Source organism: Bacillus sp. LLTC93, assembly GCF_002993125.1.
Lineage (GTDB): Bacteria > Bacillota > Bacilli > Bacillales > Bacillaceae > Bacillus > Bacillus zhangzhouensis.
On the sequence record NZ_PVME01000009.1, the window covers coordinates 57,056 to 80,993 of the forward strand.

Consider the following 23,938-nt stretch of genomic DNA (forward strand, 5'->3'; position numbering starts at 1 on the left):
TCATGAAAGTTTTCAATCATTATATCAATCCTTGTATGAAATAGGGAGAAACATGACCATATTGTTATTGAGAGATTGAAGGAGGGATTCTACTTGAAAGAAGATCAACAGCCTAAACCATCTTCAGATTCAGAAGACACTTTAACGAATCGACAAGGTCATCCGGTAACAGATAATCAAAACATGAGAACCGTTGGGAACAGAGGACCAACCACGCTTGAAAACTACGATTTCCTAGAGAAAATCAGTCATTTTGATCGTGAGCGTATTCCTGAACGTGTCGTCCACGCACGCGGGGCCGGGGCACACGGTTATTTTGAAGCCTATGGCACATTCGGTGATGAACCCATCTCCACCTATACAAGAGCCAAGTTATTTCAGGAGAAAGGGAAAAAGACCCCTGTCTTCGTTCGTTTTTCTTCTGTGATTCACGGCGGTCATTCGCCAGAAACATTGCGCGATCCTAGAGGGTTTGCGATCAAATTTTATACAGAAGAAGGAAATTGGGATCTAGTTGGAAACAATCTGAAAATTTTCTTTATCCGAGATGCTTTGAAGTTCCCTGATTTGGTTCATGCCTTTAAGCCCGATCCTGTCACCAATCGTCAGGACGGCGAGCGTATTTTTGATTTCGTCTCGCAATCACCAGAAGCGACGCACATGGTGACATTTCTCTTTTCACCATGGGGCATTCCAGCGACATACCGCCACATGCAAGGCTCGGGTGTCCATGCCTACAAATGGGTGAATCACGAAGGGAAAGCGGTGCTGGTCAAATATCACTTTGAACCGAAACAAGGCATTCGCAACCTGACACAGGAACAGGCTCAAGCAATTCAAGGGGAAAACTTTAATCATGCCACACAGGATTTATATGAAGCCATTGAGCAAGGAGATCATCCTGAATGGGAGGTATATGCGCAGATCATGGAGGATGAAGCCCACCCTCACCTCGACTTTGACCCGCTTGATCCGACAAAGCTTTGGTACAAAGATGACTATCCATGGAAACCGATCGGACGAATGGTCTTAAACAAAAATCCAGAGAATTATTTTGCAGAAGTCGAGCAGGTTGCCTTTGGGACTGGGGTTCTCGTAGACGGTCTCGATTTTTCGGATGATAAATTGCTGCAAGGACGCACCTTCTCCTACTCTGACACGCAGCGATATCGTGTCGGGCCAAACTATTTACAGCTTCCGATCAATGCTCCGAAAAAGCATGTCGCCACCAATCAGCGAGATGGACAAATGGAATACCATGTCGATCAAGGAAAAGGACAAAATCCCCATGTGAATTATGAGCCGTCTATCCTCGGTGGATTAAAAGAAGCGAAGCAGGATGGAAAGGATCATACACCTTTTGTTGAGGGTGAAGTCAAACGAGAATCCATTGACCGCCCGAACAATTTCGGTCAAGCGGGAGAAACATATCGCCGCTTCAATGATTGGGAACGTGAGGAGCTGATTAAGAACTTAGTCAATACCCTTGCGACATGTCAAAAAGACATTCAAGATCAAATGATTGAAAACTTTACAAAAGCAGATGCTGATTACGGAAAGCGTGTCGCTGACGGCTTAAAAGCCTTTAAACATGAGGAACCAAGCGGACCCATCGGTTCAACAGGCGCAGCACAAGCCGTGAACGAAGCCATCAACAACAGCACACCTTCAGATCCTTATTAAATAAAAAAGAATGCAGCGGCGAAGCTGCATTCTTTTTGTTTATATCTATTAAGCATTTTGACCTTTTTTGATCCATTCTGCCACATTGACTGTACGTTTCGCCTGATGTTTCGCAGCTGCTTCTGCATCCTCTTGAATCTTTCCATTTTGGTCCACAGTGACACTCACACCGTAAGGGTTGCCCCCTGCACCGTATAGGGAGTCATCTGTGTATCCAGGAGCGGCAATAATCGCTCCCCAGTGGAACATAGTCGTGTAAAGGCTGAGAATGGTCTGCTCCTGTCCACCGTTTGGATTTTGTGCAGATGTCATCGCACTCACTGCTTTGTTTGCCAATTTCCCTTGGAACCACAAGCCGCCTGTTGTATCTAAGAATTGCTTCATTTGAGCCGGCAAGTTACCGAAACGTGTCGGCATGCTAAAGATGATCGCATCTGCCCACTCTAAATCACTCAATTGAACCTCTGGTACATCTTTTGTTTCATCTAAATGTGCTTTCCATGCTGGATTTGATGCCACAACTGCTTCTGGTGCCAATTCAGCAACCTTTAATACCTTCACTTCAGCGCCAGCTTCTTTCGCTCCAGCCTCAGCCCATTTTGCCATCTGATAATTTGTACCTGTTGAACTATAATAAATAATCGCTAGTTTTACATTTTCCATTTGTTCCAGCTCCTTTTGTTTGGTTTGCCCAAAAAGCTTCTGTAAAAATCTCACCTGTACTCCCCACCTTCATTAATATTGACGACGATACCATAATGCCGCAGCATCGACTTCTTCTCTCGTTAGCTGATGTCCACGATTTTCCCAATGAAGCGTAACAGATGCTCCCACCTCTTGCAGTAATTGCTCCAGTTCCTGTGATTCCTCTGGACGGCACATTGGGTCATTTTCACCAGCTGCTATAAAGACTTGTTTCCCCGCTAATGACGGTAATGAAACCCCGCGTCTTGGGACCATCGGGTGATGCAGGATGGCTCCTTTCAGTGCATCTCCATAATGGAATAACAGGCTCCCAGCAATGTTCGCCCCATTGGAATAGCCGATGGCTACCACATTGTGACGGTCAAATCCATGTTCATCTGCTGCTTCTCCGATGAATGTATATAGTTCCTTTGTACGCTCAATTAAATCTTGTTCGTCAAAAACACCCTCTGCCAAACGCCTGAAAAAACGCGGCATGCCGTTCTCTAACACATTTCCTCTCACACTAAGAACAGATGCGTCAGGATCTATCACCTCTGCAAGCGGCAATAAGTCATGTTCCGTCCCGCCAGTTCCATGCAGTAATAAAAGAACAGGTCTTTGTTCATTCTTTCCTTTTCGAAAAAGATGCTTCATCATGAATCTCCTTTCCCTTTGATTTCTCTCACCTCAATTGGCAGCACAATTTGTTCAATCTGGCTACGCTGCGCCTCATATTGAGATGGCAGTTTCAATGCTTCACCCATTGTTTCCACTGTTTCATCGTGTGCAAACCCTGGAGGATCGGTCGCAATTTCAAATAATATGCCGCCAAGCTCTCTAAAGTAAATGGCATTGAAGTAATTCCTGTCTTGCACAGGTGTGACTTGATACCCACTTTGTGCAATATGTCTTTGCCAATCTAATTGATCCTGATCATCTGTTGCTCTCCATGCAATATGATGTACAACCCCAACACCCATACGTCCGCGTGCAACAGGTATCTTGTTCACATCAATCACATTGCCTATCTCACCAAACGAACGGAATCTCACATAGTCCTCTTCTGCTCCAACTCGTTCAAAACCCATTGTTTGTTCTAGCAGCTGCATCGTTTGCTCTGGCTGTGATGTTAACAAAACAGCTCCGCCAAACCCTTTTATCGCAACAGCTGGTGTGACCCCGTTAAATGTCCACTCATTTTCTTTTCCCTCCGCACGTTCTACTAGCTCAATCAACAAGCCGTGTGGATCTTCGAATGAGAGAAAGGCTTCATCAAAGCGTTCAACCATTTCATAAGAAATATCAAACTGCTCAAGACGTTCCTTCCAGAAAGAGAAAGCGCCTGATGGTACAACATATGTCGTCACGCCCACTTGACCTGCGCCAATTTGTCCCTTTTGTGCACCTGGCCATGGGAAAAACGTGATAATCGTCCCCGGAGATCCTCCTTCATTTCCAAAATATAAATGGTACGTACCTGGATCATCAAAATTCACGGTCTTCTTCACGAGACGAAGTCCTAAAACACCTGCATAAAAATCAACATTCTCCTGAGGATGACCAACAATTGCTGTAATATGGTGAATTCCTTCTGTTTTCTTCACTTCTAGTGACCTCCCCATCATGAAATAACAAGCCTCTATTCATTATGTCTTTGTTAACACCTTTATATTATCTCGAATTCGAGATATTAAATCAAAAAAATATATTTATCTCGAATTAAGGATATGATGTTTTTAAATAAATGTCAATGGTGTATGTTCAATCTTTTGAAAAAACAGATCTTCTTTTTATATAGCGGATCTGTTTTCCCTTTATTTTAACAACTCTTTCTTTTTAATATGTTACTGGTAGAATATTCGTAGAGGAAACTGAATGTTATTGCTTAATATAGGATGATTTGATGTTTTACAGAGCTTTTAAAAATATGTTAAGGGGAGAATATTATGGCTAATACATGCCCATACTGTGGCACAAATCTAAAAACGGAGATAGATTTCTTTTTTTGTGATTTTTGTGAGATGAATTTATCACTAAATCAGATTCAAAAAGACGGAGAAAGAATCCAGATAATAAATAGAGAAGTCAATTCTGCCTATCTTAACATGACAACTCCAGAATTAATGACATTTTCAACGTGGGAGCTAATACTCCTTTTAAGAGAAGCTAGAAAAGTAAGAACTTCCTTTTACAAAAGAAATTTTGAGTCAAGAATTCACAAGGAAACTAGAGAAGGGGATGAATTACTGCAGTCATATAAACTATCCACCAAAAAAATGTATGTAATCGAAAATATACTTAAGGTTCGGCTAGGTTATATCCCATCAAATCTAAATAAATCATTCCTCAACAATTATAAAAAAAATATAGAAAACACTAAATATAAAGCAAAAATGCTGATATGGGAAACGTAATTAATATATTTTCACTTGATTAGTTTAAACTTTTAATATCTTTAAAGCTATGCCTCAAATAGTCAGCAATTATTTATTTTATTTACTTAAAAAAGCGAAGAGCTCAAGGCTCTTCGCTTTTAAGTCAACGACTTACTCACCAGTAACGTATGGAAGTAATGCCATTTGACGTGATTTTTTAATCGCTAATGTCAATTTACGTTGATACTTAGCGCTAGTTCCTGTTACACGACGAGGTAAAATTTTACCACGCTCAGAAACAAACTTTCTAAGAAGATCAACATCTTTGTAGTCGATGTGCGTGATTCCGTTAGAAGTAAAGAAACATACCTTACGACGTTTCGCACGACCGCCTCTGCGTCCACCTGCCATTTGTTTTCACACCTTTCCTTTAGTCATTTTTTCAGATCAATTAGAATGGCAAATCATCATCGGAGATGTCAATCGGTTTACCATCATTCGCAAATGGGTCATCATTGAAGCTATTTCCCTGATTACGATTTTGTTGGTTGTTTTGATTGCCATATGGATTTTGATTTGGTTCATTTCCGAATGGATTCTGATCGTTTTGGCTACCGCCATAATACTGGCCTCCGCTATTGCCACCGCCGCTGTATCCACCTGAACCAGCACCGCCGCTCTTAGGCTCAAGAAATTGAACACTTTCAGCTTGAACCTCTGTCACGAAGACACGTTGTCCTTGCTGATTTTCATAGTTTCTTGTCTGCAAACGACCGTCTACACCGGCAAGACTTCCTTTTTTCAAGAAATTAGCCACGTTCTCGGCTTGTCTTCTCCAAGTAACACAGTTAATGAAATCGGCTTCACGCTCTCCAGATTGATTCGTAAACGTACGATTCACAGCTAGAGTAAACGTGGCTACAGCCGCACCATTAGGCGTGTAGCGAAGCTCAGGGTCTTTTGTTAGTCTTCCGACCAATACAACACGGTTTAGCATATTGAAAGACCACCTTTAAATATATATTTCAATGATTTATACTTCTTCTTTAACAACAATGTGGCGAATGATATCGTCACTAATCTTAGCTAAGCGGTCAAATTCTTGAACTGCTGCAGCGTCAGATTGAACGTTTACGATTTGGTAGAAGCCTTCACGGAAATCGTTGATTTCATATGCAAGACGACGTTTACCCCAATCCTTTGTTCCAGTGATCTCCGCACCGTTAGAAGTTAACACGTTATTGAAACGCTCGATAACTGCTTTTTTAGCCTCATCGTCAACTGTTGGGCGGATGATGTACATAACTTCGTACTTTCTCATCTGATTGCACCTCCTTTTGGTCTAAGCGGCCCTAAACGGGCAAGGAGCAATAAATTATATTACTCACAATTGTATATTATAACAAACCACTTGGCCTATGACAAGAACTTATACATTAAAACGGAAATGAATGACGTCTCCATCTTTCACTACATATTCTTTACCTTCTAGACGGACTTTTCCAGCCTCTTTTGCAGCAGACATGCTACCGCCAGCAAGTAAATCTTCATATGCAACCGTTTCAGCACGAATAAACCCACGTTCAAAGTCCGTATGAATGATTCCAGCACATTCCGGTGCCTTCATTCCTTTTTTAAACGTCCAAGCGCGTACTTCCTGCTCACCTGCTGTGAAATAAGTAGCTAAACCAAGAAGTGAATAAGATGCTTGAATCAGCTGATCTAGACCTGATTCTTTGATGCCAAGCTCTTCAAGGAACATCTGCTTCTCTTCTCCTTCAAGCTCTGCAATTTCAGACTCGATCTTCGCACAAACGATGATGACTTCAGCATTTTCACCAGAAGCAAACTCGCGGATTTGCTGCACATATTCGTTGCCCTCATGATCCGCTACTTCATCCTCACTCACATTTGCTACATAAAGAACTGGTTTAGATGTGAGTAAATGAAGCTGTTTCACAAGCTTCTGCTGCTCATCTGTAAATTCTACAGATCTTGCCGATTTCCCAGCTTCAAATGCGTTCATTAGCTTCGACAAAATATCATATTCAGCTACCGCTTCCTTATCCTTTTGTTTTGCAAGTTTACTCACACGAGCCAAACGCTTTTCAACTGTTTCTAAATCAGCCAAAATCAACTCTAAATTAATGGTTTCGATATCTGACACAGGGTCAACCTTACCTGATACGTGTGTGATGTTATCATCTGCAAAAGCTCTCACCACATGACAGATCGCATCTACTTGACGAATGTGAGAAAGGAATTTATTTCCTAAACCTTCACCTTTAGAGGCCCCTTTGACAATACCGGCAATATCAGTGAATTCAAAAGCAGTCGGAACTGTCTTTTTCGGCTGCACCAATTCTGTTAGTTTTTGCAAACGATCGTCTGGAACTTCTACAATTCCGACGTTTGGATCAATGGTACAAAACGGATAGTTAGCAGACTCCGCTCCAGCCTGTGTAATTGCATTAAATAGCGTTGACTTCCCAACGTTAGGTAAGCCAACAATACCAGCTGTTAAAGCCATTCTTTCATCTCCTCTATATCAAACGTGCTCGTTATACTGCGTAATATGAACCTAGAGCAATTATAAGTAGGTTTACATGAAAAGACAAGCTAACCATCATGCATTTTCAATAGAAGAAACAGCAACAAAAAGAGGAAATCAGAGCTGCAAAAGGAGAAATTGCATCTGTTTCTCCTGGAGAATATACAAATTTAATCAAAAAAAGCATGAGGCCTACTAAGCAGTTGGCTCCTCATGCTTGACAAGAATTTTCTTCATTTTTCGTTCAAAATCTCTTCTTGGAATCATCACGCTGTGCCCACAGCCTTCGCATTTAATGCGAATATCCATGCCCAAACGAATCACCTTCCACCGATTGGCACCACATGGATGGGGTTTTTTCATTTCAACTACGTCGTGTAACCCAAACGCTTTGTCTGCCATCAGCCTTCACCTCTCTTACTCACTTCATTGAATCTATTGTACAAAAAAACGACGATGAAGGGCAATGCACAAAATAAAGAGCCTCTTTCATTCGTCAATCTCGTTCTTTTTTATAGAAAAAACCCTTCTTTTAGATCATTTTATTTGTGACCAATAGTTACTTAAACTCCGCTTTTTTTCAATATTGTCACAAACACTCTAGGCCAAAAGGTTTTTATTGGTAGAACGCTGTGGTTTTTCCATATTTTTTGATTTATGATATCTGCATAAATGTTATGTGAGGGAGCAGGTATGATGGTCAATCGAAAGGATAGATTAACTGATAAAGAATATAAAATCATATCCGATCATGCTGGAAACATAGACAATTACCAGCTGCACCATACGATAGAAACAGGTCAGCAAACGCTCACTGTCCACGATTTTCTAAAGATCGATCATAAATTATATGGTTTAACGATGCAGCAGGAACATTCAGACGAATTCATTGTTGCTTTTCACTGTCCGCTGCCAAAGCAAATGACGGTCACATCATCACAAGATGTGCAATCGGCGACACAATCATTGCTCAAAACGGATTATGCCTATCCTATTGAAAGAAAGTCCCTAGCTGGGAATCAAGATCATGTCTTTTTTAAAGGGAAAGAATACATAGAACAAGTCTGTCAGAAGCACCCTAATTCAGCCATCCATCTCACTGGACAAGCCCTTGCCGGTGCTGTTTGTGCTTATATTGCAACAGAACAGCCAGCTGTCAAAAAAGCCGTCACCTTTGATAGTCCAAATATATGGGGCAGTCTGTTGCCTTCGATTCAGCAAAAGGCGCTGCAAGGTACATATACTCATGTTCTCACTGAATATATTCAGCCTACTCATTACGTAGGTTTACTCAATCGTCACGATCATGGGGTTGGACAAGTAAAGTACGCTGTACCACCTCGACAGCAAGGCTCAGTCCAAGAATCCAATAAATACAAACAAAGAGAAATTGACACCTTTTTAAAATCAGCCTTTGCGTCTATGAATATAGAATGGAACGAATCATTTGATACAAATGCATTTTTAGCTCTTGTATCAGGAGATTTCGAAGTAAATGGGTATAAATTCCATTCTAATGGAACTGCCCGTATTTTAGATGAACAGCTTGATCACAATACAAGTTTTACGACCATGCTTTTACAAGAAATTCATTCGGGCCGTGCATATGCACAAAGTGGTCTTGAAATTATCATAAAATCCCATTTACTAAAAAATTCATCTTATGATCTACAAAGCATTATTGAACATGAGGTACACACCATATTTGAGAAAATCGATGGAATCGATGAAAGTGTAAAAGAAGCCGTCCACCATGTAAAACAAGAGCTCAAAGGACTTGTCGGCTTTGGCCACTATGATTTATTAAGTCATACTGATGTGGAAGCACTGTTAGAGGAAGTAAGGATGGAGCAGCAGCATTCATCCTTTTATTCACATGAAAAACAACTGAATGCCTTGTACACCCTTAGAGATTACGAACAAGAACTTTCCACCCTTTCAAGACATCTCTACACAATGGGTGATGACTATGCCAAGGCAGATAGACGCCTTGCGATGCAGATGAGTATTCATTAAGAAAGGAGTCGCCAAATGATCAATCAAAATAAACCTCCTAGTGACGCCCAGCGTTTCTTGCAAAATGTGAGCGCTCGCCGCTCCATGTCTGTATTCGAAAATCAATCTGCACCTCATACACAATCGCAATCTCCTGAAGAAATCGCCGCCATTCAGGCTATACGCAGAGAAGGACAGCGAAAGGATCTAAAGCGACTGCTGAAATTGCGGCTTCATGACGAATTAGCAAACACTCGCGTGCACTTGGAGTATCAACTGTCCAAAACAGAAGACATGTTGAACCAGACAACCATTGTCAAACAGCATTTATCCCAGCATTTAAAAGGACAAGCCATCTCAGAATTAGAGGAACGCATTCAGCGTCTTCAGCAAATGCCTGTATATGACGACATCAAAGATGCCATCGATTCAATTCGGATAAAATAAGCGCTTCTCTTGCCAAGAGAGGCGCTTATTTTATTTTATCAATATAATTTTTAGACCGAAAAAATATCTTTTTGCTTAAAATCGGATATAGCATTAAACAGACGAGTAAATAAAGATTCAACAAACTATAAATCGGATACAAGAAAGCAATCAAATCGGCAAATCCAAGAGATGTTAAGGGTGCCATCAAAAGAAGCATAACAAACACAATCAACCAGCGAGGCATTCGTACAACAGAGAGCATCCGGCTGGATAAACCAAATAAACCTGCGGCTGTCGTCGTATAAATCGCTAGACAAAGGACGACTGTCATAAACACAAACAATGACGTCGGCGCCCCTTCTAATACTGTAAACAAAGGAATTCCCTCTGCTGAAAGACTTCCAGAAATATCAACCAGTATTTCGTTGTACACATAAGAGATCACACCAAAAATCAGACCACTTAATATGCTGGCCACCTTGGCTTCTCCGAGCCCCTTCATTTCTTTCCCAACCGAAGACAGCACCGCAACAACAGATAATATATTCAAAGAGGCAAAAACAATACTGGCTGGCCAATTGTACTGCTGCCCAAAATCAATCCTCCACATATGATCATGATTCATATAATAAAAAACAAACGCATAGATGAGCCCTACCACCAAAATTGGTATAATGAAAGCATTCACCGATAAGAGCCCTTTCACATCCCAGAAAAAAATCATAAATGAAAAAAAACAAAACGCACCGATGCCAATCCAAAATGGTACATGATACATCTCAAGTGTAACCCCGCCACCGGCAATCATGACCGTAGTTGTCGTGAATAAATATAGAACGATTAAAATGTCATATACTTTAGCCAGCCATGGTCCTACAAGCCGCTCTAACACTGGCACAAAGTGATCGGCACGTACCTCATAACTAATTTTTAACACCACATAGGTAGACAGCATAAACATCAATGTAAACAGAAGAATGGCTAGTCCACTATCAAGGCCAAAAAACTGCCAAATTTCTTGACCAGAAGCATATCCCGCTCCTATTAAGCTTCCTAAAATTAAAAGCGTCCACCTTGAACCAGCCTTCCACACAATCATCACCTCATAGGTATAGAATTAAGCTTGTTTCCGTATACTGTTACTAACTACTATGACAAGGAAGTGAGACCTATGAATAGCAAGAACGGTCTTTTTTTAAGAAATAGGGTGAAAGAATACGTGTCCCATACGGATACAAATGCCATTCAACAGCTTAAAAGTATTTTATTCTCACATCTTCAGAAAGCAGGAAAAAGACCCGTTGCCATCGTTTGTATTGGAACAGACCGCTCAACTGGCGACTCTCTAGGTCCACTTGTTGGCACAAAACTTTCAGGTCTGGATTTGAAAAAGCTTCATGTATACGGAACGCTCTCTGACCCAGTGCATGCGGTCAATTTAAAAGAAAAGCTCGCTGAAATTGAACAAGCTCATAAACATCCGTTTATTGTAGCTGTTGATGCCTGTTTAGGAAGAGTGAAAAGTGTAGGTTCCTTTCAGATTGGAGAGGGGCCGTTAAAGCCTGGGGCAGGTGTGCAAAAGGAGCTGCCAGAGGTAGGAGATATTCATATCAATGGAATCGTCAACGTGAGCGGTTTTATGGAATACTTCGTTCTACAAAATACACGTCTTCACCTTGTCATGTCTATGGCCAATACACTTTCTGAAAGTCTATCTCACATTGATCAAATGGATTGGACGAGAGAAAAAAGTCGATCTCTCTTCACCCCTATTCAAAATATCACTGGGAGAATATAAAAAAGACCATCTCGTATCAAGATGGTCACTCTGAGGATTCTCTCGCAGAAAGCAATTCAAGAATTCTTTCTAAATCTTCGTTTGAGAGAAATTCAATCTCAATTTTCCCTTTTTTCTTCTGTTTCTTGATCGTCACTGGAGTACCAAAGTAATTTTGTAAGAAAGACTCTCTTTCTTTCAATATTCGATCCTTTGGTGCTTCTTTTTTCTTTGTTTCACGTGGAACATTTTCGTTTAATTGCTGAACAAGTTTCTCAACCTGACGTACATTTAACCCTTCATCCACGATTTTCTTTACCAATGGAGCCAGCTTCTTTTTGTTTTTCAAACTAAGCAGCGTACGTCCATGTCCCATTGATAACGTTCCATTGGCAATTAACTCTTGTACTTCATCTGGTAATGTCAAAAGACGAAGATGGTTCGCAATATGTGGTCTGCTCTTACCTAATCGCTTCGCTAATTCCTCTTGAGTCACACTTAAGTGATCTAGCAAGGAAGCATAGGCTTCCGCTTCCTCTAATGGAGATAAATCCTCGCGCTGTAAGTTTTCTAAAAGAGCGATCTCTCTCATCAGCGTTTCTGAAAATTCTCTGACGATCGCAGGAATCGTTGTTAAACCAGCTTGTTGCGCTGCTCGGAATCGGCGCTCACCTGCTACAATGTCATAGCCTTTAATCGATTTCCGCACAATAATCGGCTGTAAAACACCGTGCTGCTGAATCGACTCTTTGAGATCGGACAATGCCTCTTCATCGAACATTTTTCTTGGCTGATACGGGTTCGGACGCAGATCCTTAATTTTGATTTCTTCGACAGTTTCTTCATTTGAATCTACGTTGTTAAATAGTGCATTAATACCCTTTCCAAGACCTTTAGCCATTCGTATCCACTTCCTTTGCTAAGTCTAAATAGACATCTGCACCTCTTGAACGTGGATCATACAAGATAATAGGCTTTCCATGACTAGGCGCTTCGCTGAGTCTCACATTTCTCGGAATCACGGTCTGATAGACTTTATCTCTAAAGTACTTCTTCACTTCTTCGATGACCTGAATCCCAAGATTTGTTCGCGCATCAAGCATCGTCAGTAAGACACCTTCAATGGCAAGATCGGTATTTAAATGTTTCTGCACGAGACGAACTGTATTTAACAATTGACTCAATCCTTCAAGCGCATAATATTCACACTGAACCGGTATTAAAACGGAATCGGATGCAGTTAACGCATTAATCGTCAGTAATCCAAGTGATGGCGGGCAGTCAATAATCATGTAATCGTAATTTTGCTTAACAGATTCAAGTGCTCTCTTCAGCCTCACTTCACGTGAGATCGTAGGCACAAGCTCAATTTCCGCACCTGCAAGCTGTATCGTCGCAGGAATGACATCAAGATTTTCGACCTCTGTCGTCTTAATCACATCAAGTACATCTGCATCGTCAACTAAAATATCGTACACACACTTCTCTACGTCGGCCTTCTCAATCCCAATACCACTCGTGGCATTGCCCTGCGGATCAATATCAACTAGCAACACTCTTTTTCCTATGTATGCTAAACACGCACTCAAATTAACAGAAGTTGTCGTCTTCCCGACGCCGCCCTTCTGGTTGGTAATCGCTATGATTTTTCCCACGATGTCACCCACTTTCAACTTAACAAGTTTCTCATTCATTCTTACTTTCTATTCTATCAAAAAAAGTATGAAACGTTTGCTTTTTTTGTTTCTCCATTATAAATTCGTCGACGAATGTCTATTTTCGTACATGATTAAATGAATAAAAACACACATAAAAATATATTAGTATATCTTTTTGTTGAATATCGATATACTGAGAAATAAAAAAATCCCCCACTTTAATAAAAGTGAGGGCACATATCAAAAGTTTAATCCGCCAATTTTGCGGCCTTCGCTCACAATGACCTTAGGGGTCACTGTTTTATAGCTTTTCTTTTTCAAAAATCCATAGGGTGCCTTAATGGTAAATGTCGCATGTCCCACAGCGTCACCTGTTTTAGCGTAGGCCTGCCACACAATCTTTGAACAGTATGTGGGGTCCAATGATTGGATCGACATTGTGATGGAGTATCGAGCCTTCGGATGGTCTTTCACGTAATCGTGTGCCCATTCTCCTGCAAGATCCGCCTTTTCTTCGTGGTTGATCCGAATCACCTTTGTGTTGGCACTATAGCGAAACCAGCTATGAATGGAATCGATATTTGGGTGCTGTCGAAACCCTGGAATGGAGGCATAGCTTTTTTCGTTAATGACGATACCTGCATGACCAATTAAACCATTCAAAGCACCAGTGCTTGTCACCAATATATCCCCTTTTTTAGGCATAATATTGGTACCGGGATACGGCTTTCCTAAAAGGTGGCGAATGGTATGCGGCTTTTCATCAGTCACCATCTCATCCTGCTTGTTTTGTCGTAAGCCATAGTTCTTCAAGTCATCATCAGCTGTGATCAAATCAATCGTATCGTCCTGAGACTCATGCTCTTGATTTAATTGTTGAACTGTTACCTCTTTAGAAACCACGCCTTGTTCCTTCAGGACGTTCAGTTCTTCCTTCGTAATTGTTTCTTCTGCATCATGAACCTCTTGGCTCGGTGGCGTATTCACAGCGAATATAGTCGTTTCATTTGAAAAAAGAGAAAGAGAGAATAGTAAATAACAGATAATAGCAAAAATAGTCTTTTTCATATTCATTGAATAGATGTCACCTCCTTTCTACTACGAGAATCATATTTTACCAATTAATCAATAATAAGTAAATATTATGAACTTTGATGAAAGGCAGACAAAAAAAGCTGACGAGTGGATCTCATCAGCTTTTCTCTATTTAGGAATTCGAATCGTTAATTGGATGTATTCCTCAAATTCTTCTTCCTCGGTATTTATTTTAAGTCCGCTGTCTTCTACCATGTGGAGAGACTGGCGAATGGTATTCATCGCAATTCGTGTATCTCGACTAAATGCCTTACGTTTTGGCTTCGGTTTGCGATCTGTTTTTTGTTCAAGCATCTTCACTACACGCTCTTCAGTCTGTTTCACATTCAGCTGCTTTTCGATGATTTCCTGCAATAGCGCGATTTGTAATTCTGGAAGCTTTAGGGGTACAAGTGAACGTGCATGCCTCTCAGAGATTTTTTTCTCCAAAATGGCCTGCTGTACCTCTTCAGGCAACTTTAAAAGTCTTAATTTGTTGGCAACAGTTGATTGTCCCTTGCCTAAACGCTGAGCAAGCGCCTCTTGCGTTAAATCATGGAGCTCTAAAAGACGTGCATAAGCATGAGCCTCTTCAATAGCAGACAGCTCTTCCCTTTGCAAATTTTCAATCAATGCCACAGATGCCGTTTCCGTATCAGTAAAATCTTTTATAATAGCGGGGATCTTCTCCCATTGAAGAGTTTGTACCGCTCTCCAACGTCTTTCGCCGGCGATCAGTTCATATTTTCCTTCTTCTTCTGTTGGTCTGACAACAATAGGTTGGATAATGCCATGGGTATGAATAGTCGTGGCCAGCTCTTGTATCTTTTCTTCTGAAAAAATGGTGCGTGGCTGAAAACGGTTAGGCATAATTGTGTCGACCGGGAGCTCCTGTATCTCTTCCTTTAATGTATCATGCTCAGCAATCTCTTCCTCTATTTCGGTTTCACGCTCAGGATGTTCTTTGTCACCAAGCCCGAAGAAGCGTGAGAGTGAATGCTTCATGAACCTACACCACCTTTAAAAACTACCTTTTTATAATTCTATTTTCTCATGTTTTTTCCTTCTGTAAAATCATAAATATTGAAGAAAAACCGACCTTTTACATGATCAACCTTCTATTGGTGATTTATTAGGTGTTCCTGGTTTTCTAGGATATTTTTTTGGTGTTTGTTTTTTCTTTTCAATGACAATGATGTTCCGTTCGCTTTCTTCTAAAGGAAGAACAAAGGAATGCTTTTCAACAACCTCTCCTCCGAGGACAGTGACGGCTTTTTTGCCTGCTTGCATTTCTTCATCAGCTGCAGACGCTTTTAACGCAACAAACAATCCTTGCTTTTTCACAAGAGGCAGACATAGTTCGCTCAAGACGGATAAACGCGCAACTGCTCTAGCAGTGACAAGATCATAGCTTTCACGCTGTTCCTTACGTTGGCCAAAGGTCTCCGCACGATCATGATAAAAAGTAGTATCTTGTAAGTTTAACCCTTTTGCTAACTCATTGAGAAACGTAATTCGTTTCTGGAGAGAATCTACAATGGTCACATGTAGATGAGGGAAACAAATTTTAAGAGGAATGCTTGGAAAACCAGCACCAGCTCCAATATCACAAATCGTTGTCACATTGTGAAAATCAATAAAAAATGCTGCTGATATCGAATCATAAAAATGCTTTAAATATACTTCTTCCTTTTCTGTAATGGACGTTAAATTCATCTTCTCGTTCCATTCTACAAGCATGCGGAAGTAAGTTTCAAATTGTTCAAGCTGCACAGGAGAAAGAGTGATCCCTTTCTCCTCTAGTGCTGCTTTAAATTGATCAATGTTCATGCCGACATCCTTTCTACTCTGCTATCTTCGCAATACGTCCCTGCTCCAAATACACTAAAAGAATAGAAATATCAGCAGGGTTAACGCCAGAAATACGAGAAGCCTGTGCAACAGAAAGCGGTCGGACTTCTTTTAGCTTTTGTTTCGCTTCAGTTGCAATCCCTTTGATGGCATCATAATCGATTCGATCCGGAATCTTTTTGTTCTCCATCTTTTTCAGCTTTTCAACTTGTTGGAGCGACTTTTCAATATAACCTTCGTATTTAATTTGAATCTCTACCTGCTCACACACATCAGAAGGAAGTGGTGTTTCAGCAGGAGCTAATTGCACAACAGATTCATAGTTCATTTCTGGACGCTTCATCAAATCACTTGCACGAATGCCGTCCTTCAACTCACTTCCACCAAGCGAACGAATAAATTCTTGTGTCTCTGCTGTAGGTTTAATGATGACAGAGTATAATCGTTTTTTCTCCGCTTCAATGGCTTCTTTTTTCAGCTGGAACGCTTGGAATCTCTCTTCAGAAATTAATCCAAGGTTATATCCCAGTTCAGTTAATCTTAAATCAGCATTGTCATGACGTAAGAGTAGACGATACTCTGCACGAGATGTCAAAAGACGATAAGGTTCATTTGTTCCCTTTGTGATAAGGTCATCGATGAGAACACCGATATATGCATCAGATCGGCTTAAAATGACTTCTTCTTTACCTAATGCTTTTCTTCCTGCATTAATACCTGCCATAATTCCTTGACCTGCTGCTTCCTCATAACCCGACGTTCCATTAATTTGGCCGGCTGTATATAATCCGGAAATTTTCTTCGTCTCAAGTGTCGGCCACAGCTGTGTAGGCACAATTGCATCATACTCGATGGCATAACCCGCTCGCATCATTTGTACATTTTCAAGTCCTGGGATGGTTGAAAGCATACGCTGTTGTACATCTTCAGGAAGACTTGTAGACAAACCTTGCACATATACTTCCTGCGTATTACGACCTTCTGGCTCTAAGAAAATTTGATGTCTTGGTTTGTCATTAAAACGAACGACCTTATCTTCAATAGAAGGGCAGTATCTAGGACCAGTTCCTTTAATCATACCTGAATACATTGGAGAACGGTGAAGATTCTCGTCAATAATTTGATGCGTCTCTAAACTCGTGTATGTTAACCAGCATGGTAATTGGTCTGTAATATATTCAACCGTTTCATAGGAGAACGCCCGTGGTACATCGTCACCAGGTTGAATTTCTGTCTTACTATAATCAATCGAATGGCTGTTCACTCGAGGGGGTGTTCCTGTTTTAAAACGAACCAAATCGAATCCTAATTCTGCTAGATGATCTGATAATTTAATTGAAGGCTGTTGGTTATTAGGGCCGCTTGAATAAGAAAGATCCCCTAAAATAATGCGGCCTTTTAAGAAAGTACCAGTCGTTAAGACAACAGATTTCGCACGATAATTCGCCCCTGTTTGTGTAACGACACCTTTACATTCATCATCTTCTACAATTAAATGATCCACCATACCTTGCAGCATTGTCAGGTTTGGTTCATTTTCCATTGTTTTTTTCATTTCGTGCTGATATTGGAACTTATCTGCTTGCGCTCTTAACGCACGGACAGCAGGTCCCTTCCCAGTATTCAGCATGCGCATTTGAATATGCGTCTTATCTATATTTCGTGCCATTTCTCCGCCTAGTGCATCAATTTCTCTGACGACAATCCCTTTTGCGGGACCACCTACTGACGGATTACATGGCATAAAAGCAACCATATCGAGGTTGATAGTCAATACAAGTGTTTTGGCGCCCTGTCTTGCAGAAGCAAGAGCAGCCTCAACACCAGCATGACCGGCACCGACGACGATGACGTCATATTGGCCAGCTTCATAACCCATTTCTTATGTTCCTCCCTTTACTTTCCTAAACAGAATTGAGAGAACAACTGATCAATTAAGCTTTCATGAACAGCATCCCCAATAATTTCACCTAGCTGCTCCCAGCAACGTGTTAAATCTATTTGAACAATATCTATCGGTACGCCCATTTCAATTCCTTCAAGAGCATCCTCAATTGATTGTTTTGCTGCCTGAAGGAGCGCAATATGCCTTGTGTTACTCACATACGTTAAATCTCCACTTTCAATTGAACCTGTGAAGAATAGTGATTGAATCGCCATTTCAAGCTCATCAATCCCCTTTTCTTGTAATAATGATGTTGTGACCACCGGACGATCTTTCGCTAGCTGCTTGACCTCTTCTACATCAAGCTTAGGCTCAAGATCTGTCTTATTCACAATCACGATGATATCCATACCGGAGACAGCCTCAAAAAGCTTGATATCTTCTTCTGATAATTCCTCACTATAATTAAGCACAAGTAAAATCAGGTCAGCTTCTTTTAAGACCTGTCTAGATCGTTCAACCCCTATACGCTCAACAATGTCCTCAGTCTCACGTATACCCGCAGTATCTACTAGACGAAGAGGTACGCCTCTTACATTCACATACTCCTCAATGACATCTCTCGTTGTTCCAGGAATATCGGTCACAATCGCCTTTGTTTCCTGTACAAGACTATTCAGCAAGGAAGACTTCCCAACATTCGGCCTACCGATAATCACAGTGGATAAGCCCTCACGAAGAATTTTTCCCTGCTGCGAAGTCGTCAGCAGCGATTCAACTTCCTTTTTCACAGATGTCGCTTTTTCAACTAAGACTCGATGTGTCATTTCTTCGACATCGTCATACTCTGGGTAGTCTATATTTACTTCAACATGGGCGAGTGTCTCCAAGATCTCACCGCGAAGTCGTTTAATTAAACCGGAGAGACGTCCCTCCATTTGATTGATCGCTACATTCATCGCACGGTCTGTCTTTGCACGAATCAAGTCCATTACGGCTTCAGCTTGAGACAGATCGATTCTTCCATTTAAGAAAGCACGTTTTGTAAACTCACCTGGCTCCGCTAATCTTGCTCCTTCTCTTAAAGCAAGCTGCAATACTTTATTTACCGTCACAATTCCACCATGGCAGTTGATCTCAATAACGTCTTCTCTCGTAAATGTTTTTGGCGCTCTTAATACCGACACCATGACCTCTTCTATTACTTGCTCAGTACTAGAATCCACGATATGACCATAATGGATGGTATGGGAATCCACGGATACAAGTTTTTTCTCCTTAGGCCCCTTATACATACGATCAGCAATCTGTACCGCATCAGGCCCACTTAAACGAATAATCGCAATTGCCCCTTCACCCATTGGTGTAGAAATTGCTGCAATTGTATCCACCGCTCATTCACCTCTTTCTCTAATTAATAGACAGTCTTTTATCTATTAAATGGACGTTGTCCATCTCTATATCAAAAACGCTTAATCCAAAATTTAAAGATACCACAAATGAAAGCGAAGCGAAAGTATCCAATATCTAATTATCCACAGCTTTGCACCTTGTCTATTTTAACACTTAACTTATCCACATGTGAATAACGACGTTCTCAACTTATCTTCACATCTTACACCTAAATCCAATAAATTTAAACGCCTCCATCCCTTTACTTCATTGTAAAAACGGCGTTTTTCATCCAAATAACACGCTAACTTTTTAGAAATAAAGGATGAATCTTCTATAGAAAGGGAATTTTTCAATAAAAAAAGACTAAAATCCAGCTTTGCTGAATCTTAGCCTTTCTGCTATTTTTTATACAGCACCACAACATGACGTTTGCTGCCTGTATCTTCCGATGCTGTAGCAAGTTCTTTAGAAAAAGCGGCGATCGTATCATGAACGACTTTTCGTTCATTCGAAGGCATAGGTTCTAAATGGACCTTTCTCTTCGTTTTTAAAACACGTTTTGCCGTCTTGATGGCGTATTGTTCAAGTGCTTCTTGACGTTTTTTCCTATAATCTCCAATATCGATTGTAATATGGTGATATTGATCGGAATAACGATTAAACACTAACTGCACCAATGTTTCTAAAGAGTACAAAGTTTGTCCTCTTTTTCCAATCATTAATGACGTTTTATCTCCATCAATGTGGAAAGAAATCTTTTTCGGTTCCTTCTTGGAAACAATTTTTGCTTTAGGATCAATTGATTTAACAATTTTATCTAAATACTGTGTAGCTAATTTAAGAGCATCTCTCTTTTCTACTAACTTAACAACAGCTTGTCTTTTACCAAATAATCCTAAAAACCCTTTATTTCCTTCATCTACTATTGTGATATCTACTTCTTCTTGTAGTAGCTGAATTTGTTTAAGTCCGGAATCTACTGCTTCTTCGATTGTACGACCGACAGCAGTTATTTCCTTCATTTTTTATTCCCGCCAGCTTTTTCTTTTGTATCAACTTGTACTTGAGGTGTTCTAATCACCAATGTTTGAATAATCATGAAAATGTTACCTACAACCCAGTACAGTGAAAGTGCTGCTGGGAAGCTGATTGCAAACACAATGATCATAATCGGCATGACCCAAAGCATAATTGCCATTTGAGGGTTGTCCGAAGGATTTCCAGCCATCATCAGCTTCTGCTGAATGAAAGTAGCTACACCCGCAATAATCGGTAATAGAAACAATGGATCTGGACTGCCTAAGTCAAACCATAAGAATGTATGCTTTTTAATTTCAGCTGTTCTCATAATCGCATGATAAAAACCGATTAAGATTGGCATCTGAATTAAAATCGGGAAACACCCTGCTAATGGATTTACACCATTTTTTTGGAAAAGAGCCATTGTTTCCTGCTGAAGCTGCTGCTGTGTTTTTTGATCTTTAGAGCTATATTTTTCACGAAGCTTCTTCAATTCAGGCTGCAATGCCTGCATTGCTTTTGTACTTCTTAACTGTTTAATCATTAATGGTAAAATAAGCAAGCGAATTAACAGTGTAACAATAATGATCGCAACACCATAGTTTTCACCAGTCAAATTTGCCATGTACGTGATTAATTGAGATAGTGGGTAAACAATATAAGAATTCCAGAATCCCTTACTATCTGATGTAATTGGTTCATTGATTTGTGTACATCCTGCCAATAGAACCAACACGCCAATCAAGCTAAATATTAGTAATAATCGCCTTTTCAACAAGATTCCTCCCATTACTTCAAACTTTATTTAAGTTGGAATTGATTACGAAAGTGACTCACCTAATCAGTATGGTAACATTTTTTCATTACAAAGTGGTGGTTTCATTTTAATTCACTAGATGAAGGAAGCGCTTTTAAAAATTGATTCAACGAAAGTTTCTATTACGAAGACTTTTTCGGTTGTTGTTGATAAACAGCGGATTTTCTAAATAAATGTTGGAGAGACTTCTTTGTTTCCTCAAAGGTCAATTCACTCGCTGGTTTTCGTGCAATGACAATATAATCTTTTTCTTGCTTTAACTTATGACCTTCTTCTAAAAACACCTGACGGATCAGACGTTTAATTCGATTTCTTATCACTGCATTACCAATCTTCTTACTGACAGACAACCCTAAACGCAGTTCATCTTGATTCGGTTGATCCATCTGATAAATAACGAATTGGCGGTTAGCCATTGATTGACCTTTTTTGAACACTTTTTGAAACTCTTCATTTTTTTTTAGCCTGTTTCGCTTCTTCATGTCTTCTTCCACTCCGATAAAAACTGACAGTTCATTTACGATTTTATGTAAAAAAGACCACTGACATTATTCAGTGGCCTAAGCTGATAATTTTTTTCTACCTTTGCTGCGGCGTCGCTTTAAAACTAGACGTCCGTTTTTAGAACTCATACGGCTGCGGAAGCCATGAACTTTACTACGCTTACGGTTATTTGGTTGAAACGTTCTTTTCATTTATGACACCTCCCTGAGGAATAGCTGTTTAAGACAGTCTAACTCATTATATTTGTGTAACCTATCGATTGTCAATATCAATGATAAAACTCTTATTATCAACCTTATAAGCATAACACAATTTATCAAGTGAAGAAACCTTCTTTTTCAGTTTCCAGCATTTTATTCTTTTTTTCCTCCTAAAAGACCTCCAAAACAAGGCTGTGGATATTTTTCTAGCATATTTAGACTATCCACATCCATTATCGACATTTTTTGCACACAAATAACCGATGTGGATAATTATTTTTCAACAGGATGTAAAGTTTGTGGATAAGTTTGTGACACCCATTGCACCATCTCGTTTATTTTGATATTATATTTGTGTTTTAACTCTTAATTACTTATCTGACCTATTTATATTATCCACAAGTTGTGGATAACCTGTGGAAAGTTATTACACAGGTTGTTGAATTGTTTATCCACAACTTGTGTAATTTGTCGAAAAGACGTTTTTCTACTATATTAATTGTTTTCAACAAAGTATGTGCACGAATGGTAATGACCATTTGCTCTTTTTCGTGTTCTATAACAGTTTGATACTGGTCATTTTAAAAAGAAAAGGAGGGGGGAGAGGCCTTATGGAAAATATTTTGGATCTGTGGAATAAAGCACTTCAAAAAATAGAGACAAAATTGAGCAAACCTAGTTTTGAAACATGGATGAAGTCGACAAAAGCCCATTCTCTTCAAGGAGATACACTCACAATTACTGCACCTAATGAATTTGCTAGAGACTGGCTGGAGTCAAGATATCTTCACTTAATTGCAGATACCATCTATGAACTGACAGGTGAAGAGCTCAGCATCAAATTTATTATTCCTCAAAATCAGAACGAAGAGGAAGCCATGCCAAAGTCTCCAATTAAAAAAATGTCTAAAGAAGAGCCTGTTGAAATTCCACAAAATATGCTGAATCCAAAATATACATTTGATACTTTTGTTATTGGTTCAGGCAACCGTTTTGCTCATGCCGCTTCACTCGCAGTTGCAGAAGCACCAGCAAAAGCATATAACCCGCTCTTTATTTATGGGGGCGTTGGTTTAGGAAAGACCCACTTGATGCATGCGATTGGTCATTACGTCATAGACCATAATCCATCAGCCAAAGTGGTCTATCTATCATCTGAAAAATTTACAAATGAATTTATCAACTCAATCCGAGACAACAAGGCTGTCGACTTCCGTAATCGCTATCGGAATGTAGATGTGCTTTTGATAGATGATATTCAATTTTTAGCAGGAAAAGAACAAACACAAGAAGAATTTTTCCATACATTCAACACACTTCACGAAGAAAGTAAGCAAATCGTCATTTCTAGTGACCGGCCGCCAAAAGAAATTCCGACACTTGAAGACAGATTGCGCTCACGATTCGAATGGGGTCTAATTACAGACATTACCCCGCCAGACCTAGAAACACGTATTGCGATCTTGCGAAAAAAGGCAAAAGCAGAAGGCTTAGACATACCGAATGAAGTCATGCTTTATATTGCCAATCAAATCGACAGCAACATTCGTGAGCTGGAGGGTGCTTTGATTCGTGTCGTTGCTTACTCTTCTTTAATTAATAAAGACATCAATGCTGATCTAGCAGCTGAGGCCCTAAAGGACATCATTCCTTCATCGAAGCCAAGGATCATTACGATTAAAGATATTCAAAGAATTGTAGGGCAGCAATTTAATATTCGATTAGAAGATTTCAAAGCGAAGAAACGTACGAAATCAGTTGCTTATCCAAGACAAATTGCCATGTACCTCTCTAGAGAAATGACCGATTCCTCTCTGCCTAAAATAGGAGAAGAATTCGGCGGACGTGATCATACGACAGTCATTCATGCTCATGAGAAAATTTCGAAATTAATCGTTGAAGATGAACAGCTTCAGCAGCATGTCAAAGAGATCAAAGAACAATTAAAATAAACAAGCTGATATGATTAGTACGGGAAAATGTGAATAACTTCAGCATGGTCATACACAGTCTGTCCACATGTGGATAGGCTGTCTT

The 23,938-nt window shown here is 40.1% G+C and carries 26 protein-coding genes; 6 read left to right on the forward strand and 20 right to left on the reverse strand.

What is annotated here, in order from left to right; all coding sequences use genetic code 11:
• Positions 1-93: 93 nt before the first annotated feature.
• Positions 94-1,683 carry a catalase KatX gene (katX, locus tag C6W18_RS18065; RefSeq protein ID WP_105928476.1) on the forward strand — a complete coding sequence of 530 codons (1,590 nt, stop codon included), beginning with the start codon at positions 94-96 and terminating at the stop codon, positions 1,681-1,683.
• A 48-nt stretch (positions 1,684-1,731) separates the two neighbouring features.
• Here katX and wrbA read toward each other — a convergent pair whose 3' ends face one another.
• The 3 genes from wrbA to C6W18_RS18080 all read right to left on the reverse strand — a co-directional run bounded on the left by wrbA (position 1,732) and on the right by C6W18_RS18080 (position 3,995).
• Positions 1,732-2,346 carry an NAD(P)H:quinone oxidoreductase gene (gene wrbA / locus C6W18_RS18070; RefSeq protein WP_003215063.1) on the reverse strand — a complete coding sequence of 205 codons (615 nt, stop codon included), beginning with the start codon at positions 2,344-2,346 and terminating at the stop codon, positions 1,732-1,734.
• A gap of 72 nt (positions 2,347-2,418) precedes the next feature.
• A complete protein-coding gene (locus C6W18_RS18075; RefSeq protein ID WP_105928477.1) occupies positions 2,419-3,027 on the reverse strand; it encodes an alpha/beta hydrolase in 609 nt (202 codons plus the stop codon).
• Positions 3,024-3,995 (reverse strand): ring-cleaving dioxygenase, encoded by a 972-nt coding sequence (locus tag C6W18_RS18080; protein WP_051691166.1) that lies wholly within the window; start codon positions 3,993-3,995, stop codon positions 3,024-3,026. Before C6W18_RS18080 ends, C6W18_RS18075 begins: the two co-directional genes overlap by 4 nt.
• A 321-nt stretch (positions 3,996-4,316) precedes the next feature.
• Here C6W18_RS18080 and C6W18_RS18085 point away from each other — a divergent pair, with 321 nt between their 5' ends.
• Positions 4,317-4,784 (forward strand): hypothetical protein, encoded by a 468-nt coding sequence (locus tag C6W18_RS18085; protein ID WP_105928478.1) that lies wholly within the window; start codon positions 4,317-4,319, stop codon positions 4,782-4,784.
• A gap of 132 nt (positions 4,785-4,916) precedes the next feature.
• Here C6W18_RS18085 and rpsR read toward each other — a convergent pair whose 3' ends face one another.
• From rpsR to C6W18_RS18110, 5 genes are all read right to left on the reverse strand, one after another.
• Positions 4,917-5,156 (reverse strand): 30S ribosomal protein S18, encoded by a 240-nt coding sequence (gene rpsR / locus C6W18_RS18090; protein WP_008347556.1) that lies wholly within the window; start codon positions 5,154-5,156, stop codon positions 4,917-4,919.
• 40 nt (positions 5,157-5,196) lie between these two features.
• Positions 5,197-5,742 (reverse strand): single-stranded DNA-binding protein SsbA, encoded by a 546-nt coding sequence (gene ssbA, locus C6W18_RS18095; RefSeq protein ID WP_034323875.1) that lies wholly within the window; start codon positions 5,740-5,742, stop codon positions 5,197-5,199.
• Positions 5,743-5,778: 36 nt separating this feature from the next.
• Entirely contained in the window at positions 5,779-6,066 is a 288-nt protein-coding gene (gene rpsF, locus C6W18_RS18100; protein ID WP_003215073.1) for a 30S ribosomal protein S6, read from the reverse strand.
• A gap of 108 nt (positions 6,067-6,174) precedes the next feature.
• On the reverse strand, positions 6,175-7,275 hold the full coding sequence (ychF, locus tag C6W18_RS18105) for a redox-regulated ATPase YchF (RefSeq protein WP_034323871.1): 1,101 nt from the start codon (positions 7,273-7,275) through the stop codon (positions 6,175-6,177).
• 216 nt (positions 7,276-7,491) lie between these two features.
• Positions 7,492-7,698 (reverse strand): DUF951 domain-containing protein, encoded by a 207-nt coding sequence (locus tag C6W18_RS18110; protein ID WP_008347561.1) that lies wholly within the window; start codon positions 7,696-7,698, stop codon positions 7,492-7,494.
• Positions 7,699-7,992: 294 nt separating this feature from the next.
• On the opposite strand from C6W18_RS18110, the gene C6W18_RS18115 reads away from it, so the two are divergent.
• Positions 7,993-9,312 (forward strand): hydrolase, encoded by a 1,320-nt coding sequence (locus C6W18_RS18115; RefSeq protein ID WP_105928479.1) that lies wholly within the window; start codon positions 7,993-7,995, stop codon positions 9,310-9,312.
• Between the two features lie 15 nt (positions 9,313-9,327).
• Positions 9,328-9,738: a hypothetical protein gene (locus C6W18_RS18120; protein ID WP_034323865.1), complete on the forward strand. Its 411-nt coding sequence runs from the start codon at positions 9,328-9,330 to the stop codon at positions 9,736-9,738.
• 25 nt (positions 9,739-9,763) lie between these two features.
• On the opposite strand, the gene C6W18_RS18125 is transcribed toward C6W18_RS18120, so the two are convergent.
• Positions 9,764-10,819, reverse strand: a complete 1,056-nt coding sequence (locus C6W18_RS18125; protein WP_105928480.1) for a YkvI family membrane protein — start codon at positions 10,817-10,819, stop codon at positions 9,764-9,766.
• A gap of 72 nt (positions 10,820-10,891) precedes the next feature.
• Here C6W18_RS18125 and yyaC point away from each other — a divergent pair, with 72 nt between their 5' ends.
• Positions 10,892-11,518 carry a spore protease YyaC gene (yyaC, locus tag C6W18_RS18130; protein ID WP_105928481.1) on the forward strand — a complete coding sequence of 209 codons (627 nt, stop codon included), beginning with the start codon at positions 10,892-10,894 and terminating at the stop codon, positions 11,516-11,518.
• A 25-nt stretch (positions 11,519-11,543) separates the two neighbouring features.
• Here the strand turns inward: yyaC and C6W18_RS18135 are convergent, their stop codons facing one another.
• From C6W18_RS18135 to rpmH, 11 genes are all read right to left on the reverse strand, one after another.
• Entirely contained in the window at positions 11,544-12,398 is an 855-nt protein-coding gene (locus tag C6W18_RS18135; protein WP_105928482.1) for a ParB/RepB/Spo0J family partition protein, read from the reverse strand.
• Entirely contained in the window at positions 12,391-13,152 is a 762-nt protein-coding gene (soj, locus tag C6W18_RS18140) for a sporulation initiation inhibitor protein Soj (RefSeq protein WP_034323920.1), read from the reverse strand. Before soj ends, C6W18_RS18135 begins: the two co-directional genes overlap by 8 nt.
• Before the next feature lie 243 nt (positions 13,153-13,395).
• Positions 13,396-14,229, reverse strand: coding sequence for an orthopoxovirus pf05708 family protein (locus tag C6W18_RS18145; protein WP_105928483.1), 834 nt, complete (start codon positions 14,227-14,229; stop codon positions 13,396-13,398).
• A 129-nt stretch (positions 14,230-14,358) separates the two neighbouring features.
• Complete coding sequence (noc, locus tag C6W18_RS18150; protein ID WP_034323854.1) at positions 14,359-15,234, reverse strand: nucleoid occlusion protein; 876 nt, start codon at positions 15,232-15,234, stop codon at positions 14,359-14,361.
• Positions 15,235-15,339: 105 nt separating this feature from the next.
• Entirely contained in the window at positions 15,340-16,059 is a 720-nt protein-coding gene (gene rsmG / locus C6W18_RS18155; protein ID WP_034323852.1) for a 16S rRNA (guanine(527)-N(7))-methyltransferase RsmG, read from the reverse strand.
• Between the two features lie 13 nt (positions 16,060-16,072).
• Positions 16,073-17,959: a tRNA uridine-5-carboxymethylaminomethyl(34) synthesis enzyme MnmG gene (gene mnmG / locus C6W18_RS18160; RefSeq protein WP_034323850.1), complete on the reverse strand. Its 1,887-nt coding sequence runs from the start codon at positions 17,957-17,959 to the stop codon at positions 16,073-16,075.
• Positions 17,960-17,976: 17 nt separating this feature from the next.
• A complete protein-coding gene (gene mnmE, locus C6W18_RS18165) occupies positions 17,977-19,356 on the reverse strand; it encodes a tRNA uridine-5-carboxymethylaminomethyl(34) synthesis GTPase MnmE (protein ID WP_105928484.1) in 1,380 nt (459 codons plus the stop codon).
• Positions 19,357-19,758: 402 nt separating this feature from the next.
• Positions 19,759-20,382, reverse strand: coding sequence for an RNA-binding cell elongation regulator Jag/EloR (gene jag, locus C6W18_RS18170; RefSeq protein WP_034323845.1), 624 nt, complete (start codon positions 20,380-20,382; stop codon positions 19,759-19,761).
• Positions 20,379-21,155 (reverse strand): YidC family membrane integrase SpoIIIJ, encoded by a 777-nt coding sequence (gene spoIIIJ / locus C6W18_RS18175; protein ID WP_189318119.1) that lies wholly within the window; start codon positions 21,153-21,155, stop codon positions 20,379-20,381. Before spoIIIJ ends, jag begins: the two co-directional genes overlap by 4 nt.
• A 164-nt stretch (positions 21,156-21,319) precedes the next feature.
• Positions 21,320-21,679, reverse strand: coding sequence for a ribonuclease P protein component (rnpA, locus tag C6W18_RS18180; protein WP_105928486.1), 360 nt, complete (start codon positions 21,677-21,679; stop codon positions 21,320-21,322).
• Between the two features lie 78 nt (positions 21,680-21,757).
• Positions 21,758-21,892, reverse strand: coding sequence for a 50S ribosomal protein L34 (rpmH, locus tag C6W18_RS18185; RefSeq protein WP_008360908.1), 135 nt, complete (start codon positions 21,890-21,892; stop codon positions 21,758-21,760).
• A gap of 620 nt (positions 21,893-22,512) precedes the next feature.
• On the opposite strand from rpmH, the gene dnaA reads away from it, so the two are divergent.
• The gene (dnaA, locus tag C6W18_RS18190) at positions 22,513-23,853 is read left to right on the forward strand and encodes a chromosomal replication initiator protein DnaA (RefSeq protein ID WP_034323840.1); all 1,341 of its coding nucleotides are present in this window, start codon (positions 22,513-22,515) and stop codon (positions 23,851-23,853) included.
• Positions 23,854-23,938: the final 85 nt, after the last annotated feature.